The organism is Oceanicaulis sp. (genome assembly GCF_965284345.1).
GTDB classification, from domain to species: domain Bacteria; phylum Pseudomonadota; class Alphaproteobacteria; order Caulobacterales; family Maricaulaceae; genus Oceanicaulis; species Oceanicaulis alexandrii_A.
On record NZ_OZ260073.1, the window covers coordinates 2,223,644 to 2,240,512 of the forward strand.

Consider the following 16,869-nt stretch of genomic DNA (forward strand, 5'->3'; position numbering starts at 1 on the left):
TGAGGTTCCCTTCAGGAGCAGACCGGGTTAGATTAAGTTACGCTATGAAAAATTAAAGTGAAACTTTATGAATAATCCCGCACCCCCCGATCTGAGCGATTTTGCGTCCCCCTCGACCGGGCATCGTTTGGCCTGGTTTCTGGCCGGTCTGTGCGCGCTGGGCGCTGTCGCCTCACCGGTCTTGAACCTGGTGGTCTGGCTGGGACCGGAAGCGCTTCATGCTCAGCCTTTGCAGCGGTTCACCGGCCAGGCGGATATGAGCTGGTTTGACTTCCCCATCGCGCTGGGGGCCACAGCAATCACCAGTGTGAATGCGTTGCTGCTGGCGTATGGGCTGTGGCGCTTGCGCGGATTTTTCATCTGCAGCGCTACCGATCGTGCGTTTTCGATCCCTGCGCTCACTGGCTTTCGCGCCTTCGCCTGGATTCTTGTGTCGCTGGTGATTGTGCGCCCGTTTGAGCTGGCTGCGCTCAGCGCGTTTCTGAGTTGGTGTGAGCCTGGCGAGGGCGGGTCTGTGATTGTGGATCTGGGGACGCATGACCTGGCGATGCTGTTTTTCGCGCTGGTCTTCGTCAGCGTCGCGCATGTGCTGCAACAGGCGGTGCGTCAGCGCGATGAGCTGGACGCTTTTGTATGAGCGGACGCATTGATGTCAGGCTGGATGTGCTGCTCGCCGAACGGCGCATGAAATCAAAGGATCTGGCTGAAGCGATCGGCGTGTCAGAAGTCGCGCTGTCCCAGATCAAGACCGGCAAGATCAAAGGCATGCGCTTTTCCACCCTGCTGGCGCTGTGTGAGGCGCTGGAGTGCGAGCCTGGGGATTTGCTGGTGCGGGTGCGGGACGCCGACTAGCGCGTCAGCTTCGCCAGTTCGCGCTGCATATTAGCGCGCGCCTGCGCTTCAAACCGATCTTGATAGGCGGCGGTGTGAAACAGGCGTTCTCGCTGGAGTTGGCGTGTGAGAAACGCTGCGCGCCCCTTTTTGTAAGACTGCGGCGGCGCCCAGAGATGTTCTGCGCGCACTTGCCGCGCATACTGATCATAGGCGTCAGGGGCGGTCCCCAAAATGGCGCAGTCCATGTCCAGAAATAGCGCGTCATCTGCATCGATCCCGCCGCCGGCATGATCCGCCGTCGCCAGGATGAGGCTGTGCACACGCGACGCCAGGTCTGAGGTCGCGCCCATGTCCACAAGCGCCGCCTGCGCCCAGTCCGCGCTGCGCTGTTCGTTGTCGTTGCGCCAGCTCTTGTAGATCGCGTCATGAAACCAGGCGGCGTAGGTCAGGCGCGGCAGGTCGCTGATCTGATCAGCCTGGGCTTCGATCTCGGCGAATAGAAAGCCCAGATGCTGTAGCCCATGATAGCGCCGCAGCCAGCCAGACTGGTTGGCGATCACGGCCTTGCCGGTTTTCAAATGCCGATCATCAAGCGCGAACCGGACCAGATCCGCGCGCCAGAGGGTGAGGGCGAAGTCTTTATTCATGGTCTATCTCAGCTCCAGATCCCGCCAGAGCTGAGGCTGGATCTCGGTCGATGTCCGCGTCCGGTCCGAGACCAGCCAATAGGCCCGCTCATGCAGGAGCGGGATGTTCGGCATCGCTTCCAGAAAAACCGCTTCCGCGCGTCGGAACTGCGCGGCGCGTTCTTCGGGGTCGATCATGGCGTAGGCGTCCGCCATCAAGGCGTCGAACGTCTCCCGCGCCGCGCCGGACCAATTGGTGTTGTCAGCGAAGCCGTTGCGAGAGAAGGGCTGCAGCATGAAGTCGGGGTCCGATTTCAGCCCGCGATCAAACCTTGCGAGCGCCACATCGAAATCGCCAGCATCCACAGCCTGATAGAGATCGAGCGGATAGCTGGCGAGCAGCTCGCCCTCCACGCCGATCCGCGACCAGTCATCCAGGAGGGCGATGGCCAGGCGGTCGCGGTCGCCAGCGGTCGCACGTACGGTGAGTCTCAGGGGCGATTGCGCGGTGAAGCCTGCTTCGGCCAGCAAAGCGCGGGCGCGCTCCGGGTCTGGGCGCGGCGGCGTATAGGCGTCGCCCTGACGCGGGATCACGGTGTCTGAGGCGTGCGCCTCGTCATTGAAGAAATGCGTGTTCAGGAACGCCCGGTCGAGCCCCAGGCTCAGCGCGCGCCTTACCCGCGGATCGCTCAGATAGGGCTGGGCGCAATTGAGCTTGAGATAGGTCAGGATCGGGGCGGGATAGGCGTGCAGCTGATCGCCCACTGTCTCGCGCAGAAAGCCGATCTGGTCGGTGGGCGGACGCTCGGCCAGATCATAATCGCCCGCTCGAAACCGACGCGCGCGGGCGGAGGGCGTGTCGATCACATCCACGCTGATGGCGTTGATCTTGACGCTGTCGGTGGCGGGGAAGCGCGGGTTCTTCACCAGCTGCAAAGACAGCGCTTCATAGCGATCAAGCACATAGGGCCCCGCTGAGACCCAGTGCTCAGGTCGGATCCAGTCATCGGGATAGGCCTCCACCTGATGGCGGGGCAGGGGGTAGAACTCGCGCATCAGCACCGGGAAATTGCCCACCGGGCGGTCCAGCTCGAACACGACGGTGCGCGGGTCAGGGGCGGTGACGGCGATGGTGTCGGGATGACGCTCGCCCGCCAGCGCGTCACGCGCGCCGATGACAGCGAAAAAGTCGCCCAGATCTGCAAAGCCTGTGGTCGGATCCACAGCGCGCCTTGCGGTCCACACCACGTCGTCCGCGGTCAGGGGCGCGCCGTCAGACCACGTCAGATCGGGTCGCAAGGTGAAGCGCCAGGTGCGGGCATCCTCGCTACGCCAGGTCAGGGCCAGTCCCGGCGCCAAACCGCCAGACGGGGCGTATTCGGTCAAAGGCGCATGAAGCTGTTTGTATAGAAGGGCTGAGGAGGCGAACTGACCGCGCAGCGGATCCAGGCTGTCAGGCTCGGTCTCGATCGCCACGCGCAAAAGATTGTCTGGCGCATCCGTGCGTCCAGAACAGGCGGAGACCGTCAGGCCTGTCAGCCCCGCCAATCCCGTGGCCAGCGTCTGTCGCCGTGTCAGCTCCGCCATGTGCGTCTCCCCCGTTCACACAGTGAGGAGATTAGCATTGCGCCGGACGGAGCCGCTAGCGCCTTAACCGGCTTTCAATGCGCTCACAAAGCTCTCAAAGACCTTGAAGCTGTCTTGCGGGCCGGGGCTGGCTTCAGGGTGGTGCTGGACCGCCCAGACCGGTTTGTCGGTCAGCTTGAAGCCGCAATTGGTGCCGTCAAACAGCGACACATGGGTCTCGACCGCGCCTTCTGGCAGGCTGTCGCGATCGACCGCGAAGCCGTGGTTCATGGAGACGATCTCCACCTGGCCGGTTTCGATATTTTTCACCGGATGGTTGGCGCCATGATGGCCCTGAACCATTTTCTCGGTCTTCGCGCCAAGCGCCAGCGCCAGCATCTGATGGCCCAGGCAGATGCCCAGAACCGGAACGCCGGCGTCGATGACGCCACGAACCGTATCGAGCGCGTATTCGCCGGTGGCGGCGGGATCGCCGGGACCATTGGAGACCAGAACGCCGTCCGGATTGAGTTTGAGGACATCGTCCTTGCTCGCCTTGCCCGGCACGACCTGTACGCGGGCGCCGGCGGAGACGAGACGGCGCAGGATGTTGGCCTTTACGCCATAATCGAGCACCACGACCAGCGGCCCGTCTTCAGGGCCTTTGGCGAAGCCTTCCGACCAACCCCAATCGCCGTCTGTCCAGTCATTGGCGGCGTCGCAGGCGACGGCGCTCGCCAGTTCGACGCCTTCCATCGGCGGGGCCTTGCTGGCTTGGGCTTTCAGCGCGGCGATGTCGAGCTTGCCGTCACGCGCATGGGCGATGGTGGCCATGGGCATGCCGGTCTCGCGGATGCGGCGGGTGATGGCGCGGGTGTCGACGCCGGTGATGGCGATGATCTCACGCGCCGCCAGCCATTCGTCAAAGCCGGTTTCCGCGCGCCAGCTCGCGGGCGGGGTGATCTCTTCACGGCTGACCATGCCCAAGGCCGCCTTGCGGGCGATCACGCTGGCGGCTTCTTCGTCTTCGGCGTTGGCGCCCACATTGCCCACATGAGGGAAGGTGAAACACACGATCTGGCCCGCATAGGAGGGATCGGCCAGGATTTCCTGATGCCCGGTCATCGCGGTATTGAAACAGAGCTCGGCGACGGCGGAGCCGGTCGCGCCGGCTCCCGTCCCGTAAAACACTGTGCCGTCTGCTAAAATCAGAGCGGCGGTGGCCCAATCGGGCTGGGAATCGGAAGAAGTTGATTGCATCGGCTCTTGATTCTTGATCGCTTCCGGCATAGGTGCTCGCCTCCTGACACGCGCGGGACCGCGAGCTGGGCTCCAGCGGCGGGCGGTTAAACGCGCGGAACGTAGGCGAGCGGTGAGGCCGGGTCAAGCTAAAGGCAGCGCTGCAAATTCTTGTAATTCCAATGGCTTGGCGCTTATTAGCAGCGCCGCCGAAAATAGGTGCCCTCATGTCGCTTCGCGACCGCATCCTCTCTGACCTCAAAGACGCCATGCGCACCAAGGATAGCACGCGCGTCTCCACGCTGCGCCTGATCCAGGCCGCCATCAAGGATCGCGACATCGCCGCGCGGGCGGAAGACCGCTGCGAGGGCTGCGACTTGCCCGAGATTCAGGCGATCTTGCAAAAACTGCTCAAGCAGCGCGAAGAGAGCGCCGAGACGTATGAAAATGCGGGCCGGCTCGATCTCGCCGAACGCGAACGCGCGGAAGCGGAGATCGTCAGCTCGTACCTGCCCGAACCCATGAAGCCCGCCGAGATCGCCGAGGCCGCCCAATCTGTGGTCAGCGAGCTGGATGCGGGCGGCCTGAAAGACATGGGGCGCTGCATGGCGGCGCTCAAAGAGCGCTATACCGGCCGCATGGATTTCGCCAAGGCTGGCAAGGAAGTGAAAACTTTGCTGCAAGGTCAGGCTTAGGCTCCTAGCCGTCTGACCCGGGCCGGTTTATGCTGTCGGGCTGGAGGATGTTCAGTTCGTGGCGATTCCCGACGGTTTCAAAGACGAGATCAAGACGCGCATCCGCCCATCCGAGCTGATAGGGCGTACGGTGCCGCTCAAGCGGCAGGGCCGCGAGTTCGTCGGATTGTCTCCGTTCAAGAAAGAGCGCACGCCCTCGTTTTTCGTCAATGACGAGAAGGGCTTCTACCATTGCTTCGCCAGCCAGGAGCATGGCGACATCTTCACCTGGCTTCAGAAAACCCAAGGCCTGAGCTTCATGGAAGCGATCGAGGCTTTGGCCCAGGAAGCTGGGCTGGAAGTGCCGCGTATGGAGCCGCGCGATCCTCAGCAGGAACAGCATCGCAAGACGCTTCTGGACTGGATCGCGCTCGCCCAGGAGTATTTCACGCGCTCTCTGTATGCGCCCGAAGGCGAACAGGCGCGCATGTATCTCGAGCGCCGCGGGCTCAGCCGGTCTGACATGGAGCGCTTTGGTCTGGGCTTCGCGCCGGATAATCGCCGCGGCCTGACCCGCGCGCTGACCCAGAAGGGCGCCAGCGCACAAGACTTGTCGGACGCCGGCCTGTCGATCCTGCCCGAGGATGGCGGCGAGCCCTATGACCGGTTTCGCGGCCGAGTGATGTTTCCGATCAAGGATGCGCGCGACCGGCTGGTGGCGTTTGGCGGCCGCGCGATGAGCAAGGATGTCCGGGCGAAATATCTCAACTCGCCCGAGACCGAATTGTTTCACAAGGGCTCGCTTTTATACCGCTATCCCGAAGCGCGCGCCTTCGCCCACGATCCCAAGGTGAAAGCCAAGGGGTTGATCGTGGCCGAAGGCTATATGGACGTGATCGCGTTCGCGCGCGCCGGGCTGGGCCAGGCTGTGGCGCCGCTCGGCACGGCGCTGACGGAAAACCAGCTGCGTTTATTATGGCGCGCCGGACCGGAGCCTGTGGTGTGCCTGGACGGCGATGCGGCGGGCACGCGCGCAGCCGCGCTGGCGGCGGAGCGGGCGCTTGAATTGCTGGAGCCGGGGCGGACGCTGCGCTTTGTGTTTCTGCCCGATGGACAGGATCCCGATGACCTGTTGCGCGACCAGGGCGCCCAGGCGCTGAAAGACGCCATCAGCGACGCCAAGCCGTTGATCGATGTGCTCTGGCGGCGCGAAGTGGAGCTGGAACCGCTGGACGATCCCGATCGCCGCGCTGGGTTCCGAAAGCGGATCAGGGCGTTGGTCGCCAAGATCAAGGATCCCGACATCAAGGCGGAATACCGCGCCGAGTTTGATGTGCGCATCGATGCGCAGTTCGGGCGCACGCCGCAGGCCGGGTTCCAGTCCGAGCGAAATCGCGGCGGATACGCCGGGCGCGGCGCCGGTCGGCGCTTCACCCCGCTGCAGCCGCCGACCGCCGAACTGGTGGCGCAGCGCAAGCACAAATCGCCGTCCGCGCCCTTGCGCCAGCTGCTTCTGGCGGTGATCGAATACCCCGAAATCGCCGAGGCGGACGCCGAGACTTTGCTGCAAATCTCGTTCGGAACGCTTGACAGCCTTAGGGACGCGATTCTAGACGCGTGTTTCTCTGGGGAACCTCTGCCTGTCGGCGGACTGCGTGATGCGTTGTCTCGACGGGGGTTCGGTCCTCAACTGACACGGTTGGCGGTAGACAAAGCGCCGATGCGCGCCAGCCTTGGGGGGAGTGAAGCGGATGCTGACAGCCGGCTTGAGGCTTGGCGCAGGCTTTCGGCTTCTTATATGGAAAGAGTTGCGCAAGACGCTCAGGACCGACCACGACACGCCGACTTCTTTGAAGAGGGTGATTCTGACGCCCTCAAAAATTACCTCGTCGCGGAGCGGCGGGGTCGACAGCGCTAGCGCGCGCCCACGCCGCCCTTTGTGCGCGCAGCCAATGAAATCCTCCGGGAGCATGATCACCGAATGAGCAAAGCCGCCGCTGAAAACGCTGAAGCGACCTCTGAAAATCAGGACGGCCCGCTGCTGGACCTGACTGATCAGACCGTCAAAGCCATGATCAAAACCGCGAAAAAACGCGGTTATGTGACCCATGACGAGCTGAACAAGGTCCTGCCGAGCGAAGAATTCAGCTCCGAGCAGATCGAGGACATCCTCGCACAGCTCTCCGAAATGGGGATCACGGTCGTGGATTCCGAAGAGGATGCGGACAACGAAACGTCCGGCGCCGAGGCCGATGACGAGGAGGACGAGGAAAAGTCCACCGCCGTCACCAAGAAAGCCAAGGCGGACGTCGTCGCGGGGCAGAACACCACCTCTGCGCAAGACCGCACCGATGACCCGGTGCGCATGTATCTGCGCGAGATGGGCTCGGTCGAGCTGTTGTCGCGCGAGGGCGAGATCGCCATCGCCAAACGCATCGAGGCGGGCCGCAATGCGATGATCCGCGGGCTGTGCGAAAGCCCGCTCACCTTTGAAGCCATCATGGTCTGGCGCGACGAGCTGCGCGAAGGCCAGGTCTTGCTGCGCGACATCATCGATCTGGACGCCACCTATGGCGGCGTGCGCGAAGACGCCACCGCGGTGGCCGAAGAGGGTGAAGACGGCGAAGCCGAGGGTGATGAGACCAAGGCTGACGACGCTGACGCCAAGTCTGATGATGAGACCTCTGACAGCGAGACCTCAGACAGCGAAGACGGCGAAAAAGCCGAAGGCGAGTCTGAAGGCGACAGCGATGACGACGATGATGATGACGGCGCGAACATGTCGCTTGCCGCCATGGAGGCTGAACTGCGCGACGGGGTCATGGAGACCCTGGACGCCATCGCCACCGATTTCGACGTCTTCCGTCAGCTGCAGGACCGCTTGGTCTCCTCGCGCCTGTCCGGCAAGCATCTGAGCGACAAGGATCAGTCCGCCTATGACGATGTGTTTGAACGCATCGTGGCGAACCTGAATTCGCTGCACCTCAACAACGCCCGGATCGAGGCGCTGGTCGAACAGCTCGACGCCATCAACAAGAAGCTGATGGGCATGGAAGGCAAGCTCTTGCGCATGGCCGAAGCCCATGGCGTGCCGCGCACCGACTTCCTCAAATCCTATCAGGGCCATGAGCTTGATCCTGAATGGCTGAAAGACATGTCGGGCAAGACCAAGGCCTGGACGCGCTTTGTCGAGCGTGAAGAGGTTGAGGCGGGCGAGCTGCGCGAACAGATCGCCACTCTGGCTCAGGAATCCGGCGTTCCGATCGATGATTACCGCCGCATCGTCGCCACCGTCCAGAAAGGCGCCCGCGAAGCCCGCGTCGCCAAGAAGGAAATGGTGGAGGCCAATCTGCGCCTGGTGATCTCCATCGCCAAGAAATACACCAATCGCGGCCTGCAATTCCTCGACCTTATCCAGGAAGGCAATATCGGCTTGATGAAGGCGGTGGATAAGTTCGAATATCGCCGCGGCTATAAATTCTCCACCTACGCCACCTGGTGGATTCGTCAGGCCATCACCCGCTCCATCGCCGACCAGGCGCGCACCATCCGTATTCCGGTGCACATGATCGAGACGATCAACAAGATCGTGCGCACCTCCCGTCAGATGCTCCATGAGATCGGCCGCGAGCCGACCCCGGAAGAGCTGGCGGAAAAGCTCTCCATGCCGCTCGAAAAAGTGCGCAAGGTGATGAAGATCGCCAAGGAGCCGATCTCCCTTGAAACCCCGATCGGGGATGAGGAAGACAGCCATCTGGGCGATTTCATTGAGGACAAGAACGCGGTTCTGCCCATCGACGCCGCGATCCACTCCAATTTGCGTGAGACCACGACGCTGGTGCTCGCCTCGCTCACCCCGCGCGAAGAGCGCGTGCTGCGCATGCGCTTCGGCATCGGCATGAACACTGATCACACTTTGGAAGAAGTGGGCCAGCAATTCAGCGTGACCCGCGAGCGGATCCGTCAGATCGAAGCCAAAGCCCTGCGCAAGCTCAAGCACCCGAGCCGGAGCCGCAAACTGCGTTCCTTCCTCGACAGCTAGAGCGCTGGCAGATTGCTGACACACAAAGCCCCGGTTCGATGAGCCGGGGCTTTTTGCTGTCTGGGCCGCAACCAAGAGGGCGCCCGGGCGTTTCATCTTGAGCGACTTTCTTTTTCTTGCGCCTTGCGCAAGGCTTTCTGGATGAATTCATTGATCCTGTCCCGTCCTCTCGCCCTGTTGATCCTTCTGGCGAGCGCCGTCTTGATGGTGAGCGCTCCTGCGTTTGCGCAAACCGAGGGGGAGCAAACCGGCGGCGAGATCGCGCTTGAAACCGACGCGCCGTCCGACGCCGCCATCGCGCAACGCATCGCCACGATCTTTGGCGAAATCGACACCCTGTCCGGCGTCGAGATCAGTGTTGAGTCAGGCGTTGTGACCCTAATGGGAGACACCCTGACTGCAGACGCGGCAAGCCGCGCCGAGGCGCTGGCGCTTCGGGTCGAGGGTGTGGTGACGGTGGAGAACCGGATCGATCGTGATCTGTCGGTCTCCACCCGCGTCGCGCCCGCCATGGGCGAGCTGGAGACGACGCTGCAGGACCTCGTGCGGATCATTCCGCTGCTGGCGCTGGCGATAGCGGTGTTTCTGGTCCTTGGCCTGATCGGCTGGATTCTGAGCCGGTGGGACGGCCTGTGGCGGCTGCTCGCGCCCAACAGCTTTGTGGCGGATCTTCTGGGCTCCACGGTGTTCAGCCTGTTTGTGGTGTTCGGACTGGTCTCGGCGCTGACCTTGCTGGACGCGACGGCTTTTCTTGGGGCGCTCTTGGGCGCCGCGGGGGTGATCGGCCTGGCGGTCGGGTTCGCGGTCAAGGACACGATCGAGAACTACATCGCCTCGATCATGCTGTCGGTGCGTCAGCCCTTTCGTCCCAATGACCATGTGGTCATCGACGGGCAGGAAGGGCGGGTGATCCGTCTGACCTCGCGCGCCACCGTGCTGATGACGCTGGAGGGCAATCATCTGCGCCTGCCGAACGCGCTGGTCTTCAAGGCGGTCATCCTCAACTACACCCGCAACCCTGAGCGCCGCTTTGATTTCACCCTCGGCGTGGACCCCGAGGATGATCCGTTATCCGCGCTCGAAACGGGTCTTGAGGCGATGAAGGCTCTGAACTTCGTGATGGCGGAGCCCGATCCGGCGGCCGGCATCAGCGAAGTGGGCGATTCCACCATCAATCTGTTCTTCTCCGCCTGGATCGACCAGACTAACTCCGACTTCCTCAAATCGCGCTCGGTGGCCATTGCGACCGTCAAGGCGGCGCTCGATCAGGCGGGCTTCACCTTGCCCGATCCGACCTATCGTTTGCGCATCGACAGCGGAGCCTTGCCAGCGACGGCGGCGCAGCCAAAATCCGCGCCAACTTCAAATCGCGCATCCGCGCGGCCCGCCAAGGCGCCGAGCCCTGAGATCACGGACGTGGCGCCAGACACCTCTCTGGCCGAACGCGTCGAGGAAGAGCGCCGGGAGGACACCTCAGGCGATTTGCTGTCCGAAGACGCGCCGAGCGAATAGCCGAGGGCGAGCCCTCAGCTTCATTTCACATCTCAAAGGAGATTCCATGAGCCAGTCAGACCTGACCGTCCGGGCCGCGCGCCCCCGCGATGCGGCGGAGATCGCGCGTCTGTCGCGCGAACTCAATCAAGTCGTCGGCGATTCAACCGAGCACTGCACGCCTGAAAACATCAAAACCACCCTGTTTGGTCATGACGCCAGCTTTCACGTTCTGGTCGCCGCGGCCGCGGATGGCGAGCCGATCGGCTATGCCGTCTGGCACGCCTATTACGATTCTGGCCATGGCGGCGCCGGCGCCTGGCTGGCCGAAGTATGCGTAGGCAAGGCGGGCCGGGGCGAGGGCGCCGGCCGGGCCTTGTTTGAAGCGGTGGTCGAGGATGTGCGCGAAAGCCCCGCCACCTTCCTGATGTGGACCAGCTCTGAAACCGAAGCCGCCGAAGCGCTCTATGAAAGCTCGGGCGGCTTCGCGAAACCCGTAAGGCGCTGGGAGCTGAACGGGCTTTAGGAGGACCCAGCCTGTCTTGCAGTCTTCACCTTGAGGGCTTGTCATTAGGGGCGAGACGCCCGCCATGTTAGGCGAGCGACGATAGGGGGAGAGACGGCATGCTCAGAACAGGCTTGATGATGCTGGCGCTGACGACCGCGCCGGCCCTGGCGCAAACATCGCCCGCGCCGCGCCTTCAGGCGGTGGATGCGGCCGTCAAACCGATCCTGCATGCGGGGCAGTTTCCTGGCGTCGTGGTGGCGGTGCTTGAGCAGGGTGAGCCCGTGCATGTGGGCGAGCACGGTTTCGCCAGCCTTGAGCATCAGGCGCCCGCAACCGCCCAGACCGTGTTCGAGCTGGCGTCTCTGACCAAGCATATGACCGCCCTGATGGTGCTCAGCCTGGCTGAAGAGGGGCGTCTGTCGCTGGAAGATCCGATCTCGCGCTATGTCGACGATACGCCTGAGGCCTGGTCAGAGATTTCGGTCAATCAGCTCCTCAGCCATATGGGCGGGTTGGCGCACCGGTTTGAGGCCATGCCGAACGGGCAGTTCCAGATCGCCTATTCCACCGATCAGATGCTGACCTCGGCGATCGAGACGCCTCTGGAGTCCGAACCGGGTACGGATTGGCGCTATTCCGATCAGGGCTATTTCCTGCTCGGTCTGGTGATCGAAGAGGTGACGGGCAATCCCTACGAGACGGCCCTTCGCGACCGGTTCTGGGCGCCGCTGGGCATGTCTCAGACCGCCATTCTTGATCAATCCGCCATCGTGGCTCATCGCGCGGAAGGCTATGGCGTTTATGAGGGTGAGTTGGCGAGAAACCGCCGGGTCTGGCAATTCGGCCTGACCTCTCACTTTGGCGTCACCTCATCACTCAACGATCTGATGATCTGGGAGGCCGAGCTAGATGACCCGCAGGTGCTGGCGCCTGCGGTGATCGAACAGGCCGCCGAAATCCAGCGCGCCTTTGACGCCGGTGAGAGCTGCGAACGCTGGGGCTATGCGCGCGGCTGGTGGAGCCATGATGTGGACGGTCGCCAGATCACCAGCCATGCCGGGTATTCGGGCACGGCCTATGTGCGCGACATGACCAATGGGCAGTCGGTGATCGTATTGACCAATCGCGAGGACGGGGAGGGTCTGATCTCCCCCATGGCCATCGCCTGGGCCGCAGGCCATGCCGCCGGGATGGACGTCCCCGAAGGCGGCCTGACCTGCTGGCGCTAGGCCTTTACCCGCAGCACGAGCCGCTAGAGGGCGCATGCGGGGATTTCAGCGTGAAGGGGTCGCCGGTCTCCTGACGCGGGGCGTCATTGGCCGGAGCCGGGCGCAGCTCCACCGTGGCGGAGACGAATTTCAGGCCGTCCAGTTTCTCGATCAGGGCTTCATCACTGATCGCAAGCGGGCGGTGGTCGACGAGCTCCGGCGCATCAAAGCCGGTGTCTTCAGCGATGGCGAGGAAGTCTGACCAGGCCAGCGCGCCCGCCAGGCATTCGCCATAGAGCACGGGGTCGGTGCGCAGCGCTTCCGGCACGGCGCGCTCGGCATAGACATCCGCGAAATGCATCACGCCGTCAGGTTTCAGAAGATGACGCACGCCTGCAAAGACAGCCGGCTTGTCGGTGGAGAGATTGATCACGCAGTTTGAGATGATCAGATCAAAACTGCCCGGCTCAAGGTCGAGCTGGTCGAGGTCCTCGATATAGCCCTTGAGAAAGCGGGTGTTGGGCTTGGCATAGCCAAAGCGGTCCGCGTGCCAGGCTTCATGCTCCAGCGCGACGGCAAGCTGGTTGTCGGTCATGTCCACGCCGACCACTTCGCCGCTCTCGCCCACGAGCTGCGCCAGCAAGAACACATCCCGCCCCGTGCCGCAGCCCAGATCGAGCACGCGCTTGCCTGTGATGTCGTCGGGCGCGATCAGGCCGCAGCCATAGTATTTGTTCGCCACTTCGGGGTGGATGTGTGTCAGCGCGTCACGGATATGGGGTTCGGGCGCGGAAATCTCGCAGCAGGCGTCAGATTTCAGATCGCCGCTCGATTGCAGCACATCGCCATAATAATCCCGAACCTGTTCGCGCATGTCTGACCTTTCAAGCCGCCGCTGAATTGATGGCGGACTGTTTCAGATTTACCCCTCAGGGTCGATACACAGACTGGTGAGGCTTGAGGAGACGCGCACATGCCGCAGACACTGCTGGAGATCGAAACCCGCGGGCCGGGGCTGTATGAGGTCACCCGCGAGGCGGCGCGGTTTGTTGAGGCGTCCGGCATGGGCGAGGGGCTTCTGACCTGTTTCGTGCGCCACACTTCAGCGTCATTGGTGATTCAGGAGAACGCCGATCCGGACGTGCAGCGCGATCTGCAGGCGTTTTTCGCGCGGCTGGTTCCACGCTCGGACGATCCGTCCATGGCTTGGCTCAGCCACACCACCGAAGGGCCGGATGACATGCCCGCCCATATCAAGTCCGCGCTGACGGCGGTTTCTGTGGGCGTGCCAGTCAGCGGCGGCCGGTTGATGCTCGGAACCTGGCAGGGGCTCTACCTGTTTGAGCATCGTGACCGGCTGCATGTCCGGCAAATGGTGCTGCACCTGTCGGCCTAGCTCGCCGCTTTTTTCCGGCGCAGCAGACGGCGGAAGCCGATGACGACGCCGGAGATCACCGGCACCGCGATCACCAGCCAGGGCAGGGCGCCGGCGAGGAACAGGATCAGGCTGGCGACGGAATTGGCGAACACCTCGCCCATCTCCTTGAACGCGCGGCCGATCGGGTTGAAGGTTTCAGGCTCCACCACCTGACGCTCGGCCTGATAGTTGAGCGTCAGCATCGAGGTGTTCACCCGCTGGCGCAGGGCGGCCAGAACGCTCGCCTGAGCGTCGAGATTGGCCTGTACATTCGCGAGCTCGCGCTCCACCGCCAGCAGGTCACTGAGATCGCCGTCGCGGGTTTCCAAAAGCTGTTGCAGGCGGTCGCGCAAGGTGGTCTGGGCCGCAACGCGCGCGGCGGTGTCCACAATGCGCGTGGTCAGATCCTCGACCGAGGTCTGGTCTGACAGCACCGTGCCGCCCAGATCTTCGGTCTCGGTTTCCAGCCCGGTGCGAAACTCCACGATCCAGTCCGGCGCGGCGCGCAGCTGCAGATAGGCGCTGGGGCGCGGCCCGTCGGCATTGTTCACCTGCGCGCGGATCACCTGGCAGGTCACAGGTCCTGCGGTCTGACACGCCGCCACATGGGCGCCTTGCGTCGCCGCCAGAACCTCGCCCGGCAGCTCAAGACTGGTTTGATAGGTGTAGGCCAGCAAGGGCGCGGAGACGTCTTCTGGCGCGTTCTGAGCGGGGCCGGAGCCTGAGACCGAGTCCAGTCGCGCGCGCATGGGGGCGGGGGCCGCCTGCGGGGCCTCCATCATCGCCATGTCCTCAGACATATAGCCCTCGGAATCATTGGTGTAGCGCGTATCCTGACCGCACGCGGTCAGCGCCGCGCTCGCGATCAAAACCAGTCCTGCCGTCCGAACCATGTGATCATCCCCTCTGGTCGCCCGTGTGAACCCTATCATGGGCAGAGCCTAGCTGAACGGGAGTTGAAAGGGCGAGGCGATTTCAAGGCGATTGCGAGGCGACCCCTCCGCCTCCCCTCGTCAGCGCCTGCGTCAGTTGGGCGGGTGCGCGCGCGCCGCGATTTGCTAGTCTCAATCAAAGCGCGGCGTGCTGATTCGCGCCGCCTCGCCAAGGAGCTCTGCTATGACCACCGCCCCGCTCGGATCCAAAGCCAATCCCAGCAAACATGACTGCCTGCCCGACCTCGCCGATGACGAGCCCTATTTCGTCATCCGCGCCGACGATCCGCTGGCGAACGCGCTTGTGGAGCTGCACGCCTATATCGGTGCGGGCCAGGCGGGCGCCGCCCATAACAAGCTGGCGGAGATCATGGAATTGACCCGCGAACAACCGCCCCGCCCCGCCGGCAGCCCCAAATACCGCGAAACCTTCGCCATCTCCCTGTCCATGGAAGCCTGGCGCGGCCAGAACCCGAAATAGGGGGCTCTGCTTCTTCTCCCTTGGGCATAGGGGAGGGAGGCGCGCCAGCGCTGACAGGATGTCTCTTTCCCGGACTTGATCCGGGACCCAGAGATTATCAAGCGCCGCGCCTTGCGGCTCTGGGTCCCCGCCTTAGCGGGGAAAGAGAGTTAGGAAGCGCGGTTTATACCCCCCCCAGCACAATCAGAACAATCGGGCGCGGGGCCGGCTGCGCGGCCAGTGCGGCTGTTCGCTTGACTCGCCGCTTCGTCCGCTCTTGCCAGGTGAAGGCCCCTTTGGGCTTCAGGCGGTCAGTCGAAGCATGGCGCTACAAGACTGCTCCAGCTAGTCTTCGAACAATGCTCCCAAATCCCGGAAGCCCTTCACCTCTATGACATTGTTGCTGGGATCGGCGAAGAATACAGTTCCCTGTTCTCCCACGGCGCCCGCAAATCTCACTGTCGGCTCGACCAGAAAGGTCAACCGCTTGGAGACAAGATCGTCGATCAACAGCACCCATTCGTCCATGGTCAGAATAATGCCCCAATGCGGGATGGGCACCTTGATCTTGTCGACCATCGCCTCCGCTTGGGATTGCTGCGCTTTAGTTTCATGCAAGGACAACTGGTGGCCGAAGAAATTGAAATCGGCCCAATTCGGCCCAATTCGGCCCGGTGCGGCCTGGCCTACATTCTAGCACACGGCGATAGAACGTGCTCGCGACTCGCAGATTCGTAACGGGAATCGAGATGTGAAACCGGTTTGTCATAGACCCCTCCTGACAGTGGTGGGAGGTATCTATTCGATCCTGGAAAAATGAGTTAGATTATTTTCACTTCATCAAACGAAAGAAATTCTTTTGGATGTGCGTTATGTGAAAACGCTTCTATCGGTGATTGAAGCGGGGTCGATCGCCAAGGCTGCGCAGTTGGAAAACCTGTCCGCTCCCGCCTTGGGGCAGAGAATTACGGCCCTTGAAGACCAGCTCAAGGTGCAATTACTCGTCCGCGCCAAACATCGTTCTCAGCCCACGCGCGCTTGCCAGCGCCTGATGCCCCTTTTTTTGGCGCTGGCGCAAACCGCTAACGACATCAGACATCTTGCGGACCCTGACGGATTGTCGGGACCCTACAGGCTCGGCATGGTCGGAACCGCGCTCGCGGACCACTCGAAGGCGATTGTGTCCAGCTTTCAGCATGAAGCGCCCAGTGCGAACTTGTCGATTATCCCGGGAAGCTCGATTGATCTTTACGAGAAGCTCGCTCGCGGCTGCCTCGATGCTATCCTGGCCGTCAGGCCGCCTTTCAGTGTCAGTCGCGGGCTCACATTCAAGACGGTCGACCGCTCACAAACGGTCTTCATCAGCCCCAAGGGCCATGATGACCCAGCCTCACTGCCGATCCTACTCTATGACAAGCAGGCTTGGGGCGGGGCCTTGATCTGGAACTGGCTTGTCACATCAGGGGGGGCGACTGAGGTTCTATGTGAGATGGATGAACCTCTCGTAATCGCCAATCTCGTCGCGACAGGTTTGGGAGCCGCCTATCTGCCCCATTGGAAAGCCCTTGATTCTGTAGGTGGGCTTGAGATGTCGGTCGTCAATATGGCGCCTGTGCGCGAGCTTGCTTTCATCTATCATGAGTCTGGCAATGCGCTGGATGACGTGGTGTTGCGGGCCGTCACAGCAGCCGGGGCCAGAGGCCCTAAAGCCATGCGCTGACGCGCCTCTGCAGTGCGATACGGTCTTTCTGTCCCGACGCAGACCTTATCTGCTGGCACTTGAGGAAATCAGGGGTGAAGCCTGCGACCTTCGATCAAGATGCGCTTCGTGAACGCATCTTGATATGCATAACCCGCCTTAGGAAGCGTCTC

At 62.6% G+C, this 16,869-nt stretch carries 17 protein-coding genes; 11 read left to right on the forward strand and 6 right to left on the reverse strand.

All coding sequences use genetic code 11. The features are described 5' to 3' along the window. Window positions 1–67 precede the first annotated feature (67 nt). Both ACQ66J_RS10680 and ACQ66J_RS10685 read left to right on the forward strand, forming a co-directional pair. Window positions 68–637, forward strand: a complete 570-nt coding sequence (locus ACQ66J_RS10680; RefSeq protein WP_430431618.1) for a hypothetical protein — start codon at window positions 68–70, stop codon at window positions 635–637. Further along, window positions 634–852: a helix-turn-helix domain-containing protein gene (locus ACQ66J_RS10685; protein WP_133723826.1), complete on the forward strand. Its 219-nt coding sequence runs from the start codon at window positions 634–636 to the stop codon at window positions 850–852. Before ACQ66J_RS10680 ends, ACQ66J_RS10685 begins: the two co-directional genes overlap by 4 nt. Here ACQ66J_RS10685 and ACQ66J_RS10690 read toward each other — a convergent pair. From ACQ66J_RS10690 to carA, 3 genes are all read right to left on the reverse strand, one after another. Beyond that, window positions 849–1,481 (reverse strand): HD domain-containing protein, encoded by a 633-nt coding sequence (locus tag ACQ66J_RS10690; RefSeq protein WP_430431619.1) that lies wholly within the window; start codon window positions 1,479–1,481, stop codon window positions 849–851. The genes ACQ66J_RS10685 and ACQ66J_RS10690 overlap by 4 nt on opposite strands. Window positions 1,482–1,484: 3 nt before the next feature. Then, window positions 1,485–3,047, reverse strand: a complete 1,563-nt coding sequence (locus ACQ66J_RS10695) for a peptide ABC transporter substrate-binding protein (protein ID WP_430431620.1) — start codon at window positions 3,045–3,047, stop codon at window positions 1,485–1,487. Between the two features lie 63 nt (window positions 3,048–3,110). Next, window positions 3,111–4,286 carry a glutamine-hydrolyzing carbamoyl-phosphate synthase small subunit gene (carA, locus tag ACQ66J_RS10700; RefSeq protein ID WP_430431621.1) on the reverse strand — a complete coding sequence of 392 codons (1,176 nt, stop codon included), beginning with the start codon at window positions 4,284–4,286 and terminating at the stop codon, window positions 3,111–3,113. A gap of 206 nt (window positions 4,287–4,492) precedes the next feature. Here carA and ACQ66J_RS10705 point away from each other — a divergent pair, with 206 nt between their 5' ends. From ACQ66J_RS10705 to ACQ66J_RS10730, 6 genes are all read left to right on the forward strand, one after another. Further along, window positions 4,493–4,960, forward strand: a complete 468-nt coding sequence (locus ACQ66J_RS10705; RefSeq protein ID WP_430431622.1) for a GatB/YqeY domain-containing protein — start codon at window positions 4,493–4,495, stop codon at window positions 4,958–4,960. A 58-nt stretch (window positions 4,961–5,018) separates the two neighbouring features. After that, on the forward strand, window positions 5,019–6,857 hold the full coding sequence (gene dnaG / locus ACQ66J_RS10710) for a DNA primase (protein ID WP_430431623.1): 1,839 nt from the start codon (window positions 5,019–5,021) through the stop codon (window positions 6,855–6,857). A gap of 63 nt (window positions 6,858–6,920) precedes the next feature. After that, window positions 6,921–8,981 carry an RNA polymerase sigma factor RpoD gene (rpoD, locus tag ACQ66J_RS10715; RefSeq protein WP_430431624.1) on the forward strand — a complete coding sequence of 687 codons (2,061 nt, stop codon included), beginning with the start codon at window positions 6,921–6,923 and terminating at the stop codon, window positions 8,979–8,981. A gap of 141 nt (window positions 8,982–9,122) precedes the next feature. Then, the gene (locus ACQ66J_RS10720; RefSeq protein WP_430431625.1) at window positions 9,123–10,493 is read left to right on the forward strand and encodes a mechanosensitive ion channel domain-containing protein; all 1,371 of its coding nucleotides are present in this window, start codon (window positions 9,123–9,125) and stop codon (window positions 10,491–10,493) included. Window positions 10,494–10,539: 46 nt separating this feature from the next. Further along, window positions 10,540–10,998: an N-acetyltransferase family protein gene (locus ACQ66J_RS10725; protein ID WP_430431626.1), complete on the forward strand. Its 459-nt coding sequence runs from the start codon at window positions 10,540–10,542 to the stop codon at window positions 10,996–10,998. 98 nt (window positions 10,999–11,096) lie between these two features. Further along, window positions 11,097–12,209 (forward strand): serine hydrolase domain-containing protein, encoded by a 1,113-nt coding sequence (locus ACQ66J_RS10730; RefSeq protein ID WP_430431627.1) that lies wholly within the window; start codon window positions 11,097–11,099, stop codon window positions 12,207–12,209. Between the two features lie 4 nt (window positions 12,210–12,213). On the opposite strand, the gene ACQ66J_RS10735 is transcribed toward ACQ66J_RS10730, so the two are convergent. Then, a complete protein-coding gene (locus tag ACQ66J_RS10735; protein ID WP_430431628.1) occupies window positions 12,214–13,062 on the reverse strand; it encodes a methyltransferase domain-containing protein in 849 nt (282 codons plus the stop codon). A 99-nt stretch (window positions 13,063–13,161) separates the two neighbouring features. Here ACQ66J_RS10735 and ACQ66J_RS10740 point away from each other — a divergent pair, with 99 nt between their 5' ends. After that, complete coding sequence (locus tag ACQ66J_RS10740; RefSeq protein ID WP_430431629.1) at window positions 13,162–13,584, forward strand: secondary thiamine-phosphate synthase enzyme YjbQ; 423 nt, start codon at window positions 13,162–13,164, stop codon at window positions 13,582–13,584. Here the strand turns inward: ACQ66J_RS10740 and ACQ66J_RS10745 are convergent. Continuing rightward, window positions 13,581–14,498 carry a DUF4349 domain-containing protein gene (locus tag ACQ66J_RS10745; protein ID WP_430431630.1) on the reverse strand — a complete coding sequence of 306 codons (918 nt, stop codon included), beginning with the start codon at window positions 14,496–14,498 and terminating at the stop codon, window positions 13,581–13,583. The genes ACQ66J_RS10740 and ACQ66J_RS10745 overlap by 4 nt on opposite strands. Before the next feature lie 223 nt (window positions 14,499–14,721). On the opposite strand from ACQ66J_RS10745, the gene ACQ66J_RS10750 reads away from it, so the two are divergent. Beyond that, window positions 14,722–15,018 (forward strand): aspartate decarboxylase, encoded by a 297-nt coding sequence (locus ACQ66J_RS10750; RefSeq protein WP_273146001.1) that lies wholly within the window; start codon window positions 14,722–14,724, stop codon window positions 15,016–15,018. Window positions 15,019–15,342: 324 nt separating this feature from the next. Here the strand turns inward: ACQ66J_RS10750 and ACQ66J_RS10755 are convergent, their stop codons facing one another. Continuing rightward, complete coding sequence (locus ACQ66J_RS10755; protein WP_430431631.1) at window positions 15,343–15,576, reverse strand: hypothetical protein; 234 nt, start codon at window positions 15,574–15,576, stop codon at window positions 15,343–15,345. 295 nt (window positions 15,577–15,871) lie between these two features. Here ACQ66J_RS10755 and ACQ66J_RS10760 point away from each other — a divergent pair, with 295 nt between their 5' ends. Further along, window positions 15,872–16,717, forward strand: coding sequence for a LysR family transcriptional regulator (locus tag ACQ66J_RS10760; RefSeq protein WP_430431632.1), 846 nt, complete (start codon window positions 15,872–15,874; stop codon window positions 16,715–16,717). The last annotated feature ends 152 nt before the right edge of the window (window positions 16,718–16,869 follow it).

Coding starts and splice junctions, on each gene's coding strand:
- ACQ66J_RS10680 (WP_430431618.1), top strand. CDS start 68: ATGAATAATCCCGCACCCCCCGATCTGAGCGATTTTGCGTCCCCCTCG.
- ACQ66J_RS10685 (WP_133723826.1), top strand. CDS start 634: ATGAGCGGACGCATTGATGTCAGGCTGGATGTGCTGCTCGCCGAACGG.
- ACQ66J_RS10690 (WP_430431619.1), bottom strand. CDS start 1,481: ATGAATAAAGACTTCGCCCTCACCCTCTGGCGCGCGGATCTGGTCCGG.
- ACQ66J_RS10695 (WP_430431620.1), bottom strand. CDS start 3,047: ATGGCGGAGCTGACACGGCGACAGACGCTGGCCACGGGATTGGCGGGG.
- carA (WP_430431621.1), bottom strand. CDS start 4,286: ATGCAATCAACTTCTTCCGATTCCCAGCCCGATTGGGCCACCGCCGCT.
- ACQ66J_RS10705 (WP_430431622.1), top strand. CDS start 4,493: ATGTCGCTTCGCGACCGCATCCTCTCTGACCTCAAAGACGCCATGCGC.
- rpoD (WP_430431624.1), top strand. CDS start 6,921: ATGAGCAAAGCCGCCGCTGAAAACGCTGAAGCGACCTCTGAAAATCAG.
- ACQ66J_RS10720 (WP_430431625.1), top strand. CDS start 9,123: ATGAATTCATTGATCCTGTCCCGTCCTCTCGCCCTGTTGATCCTTCTG.
- ACQ66J_RS10725 (WP_430431626.1), top strand. CDS start 10,540: ATGAGCCAGTCAGACCTGACCGTCCGGGCCGCGCGCCCCCGCGATGCG.
- ACQ66J_RS10730 (WP_430431627.1), top strand. CDS start 11,097: ATGCTCAGAACAGGCTTGATGATGCTGGCGCTGACGACCGCGCCGGCC.
- ACQ66J_RS10735 (WP_430431628.1), bottom strand. CDS start 13,062: ATGCGCGAACAGGTTCGGGATTATTATGGCGATGTGCTGCAATCGAGC.
- ACQ66J_RS10740 (WP_430431629.1), top strand. CDS start 13,162: ATGCCGCAGACACTGCTGGAGATCGAAACCCGCGGGCCGGGGCTGTAT.
- ACQ66J_RS10745 (WP_430431630.1), bottom strand. CDS start 14,498: ATGGTTCGGACGGCAGGACTGGTTTTGATCGCGAGCGCGGCGCTGACC.
- ACQ66J_RS10750 (WP_273146001.1), top strand. CDS start 14,722: ATGACCACCGCCCCGCTCGGATCCAAAGCCAATCCCAGCAAACATGAC.
- ACQ66J_RS10755 (WP_430431631.1), bottom strand. CDS start 15,576: ATGGTCGACAAGATCAAGGTGCCCATCCCGCATTGGGGCATTATTCTG.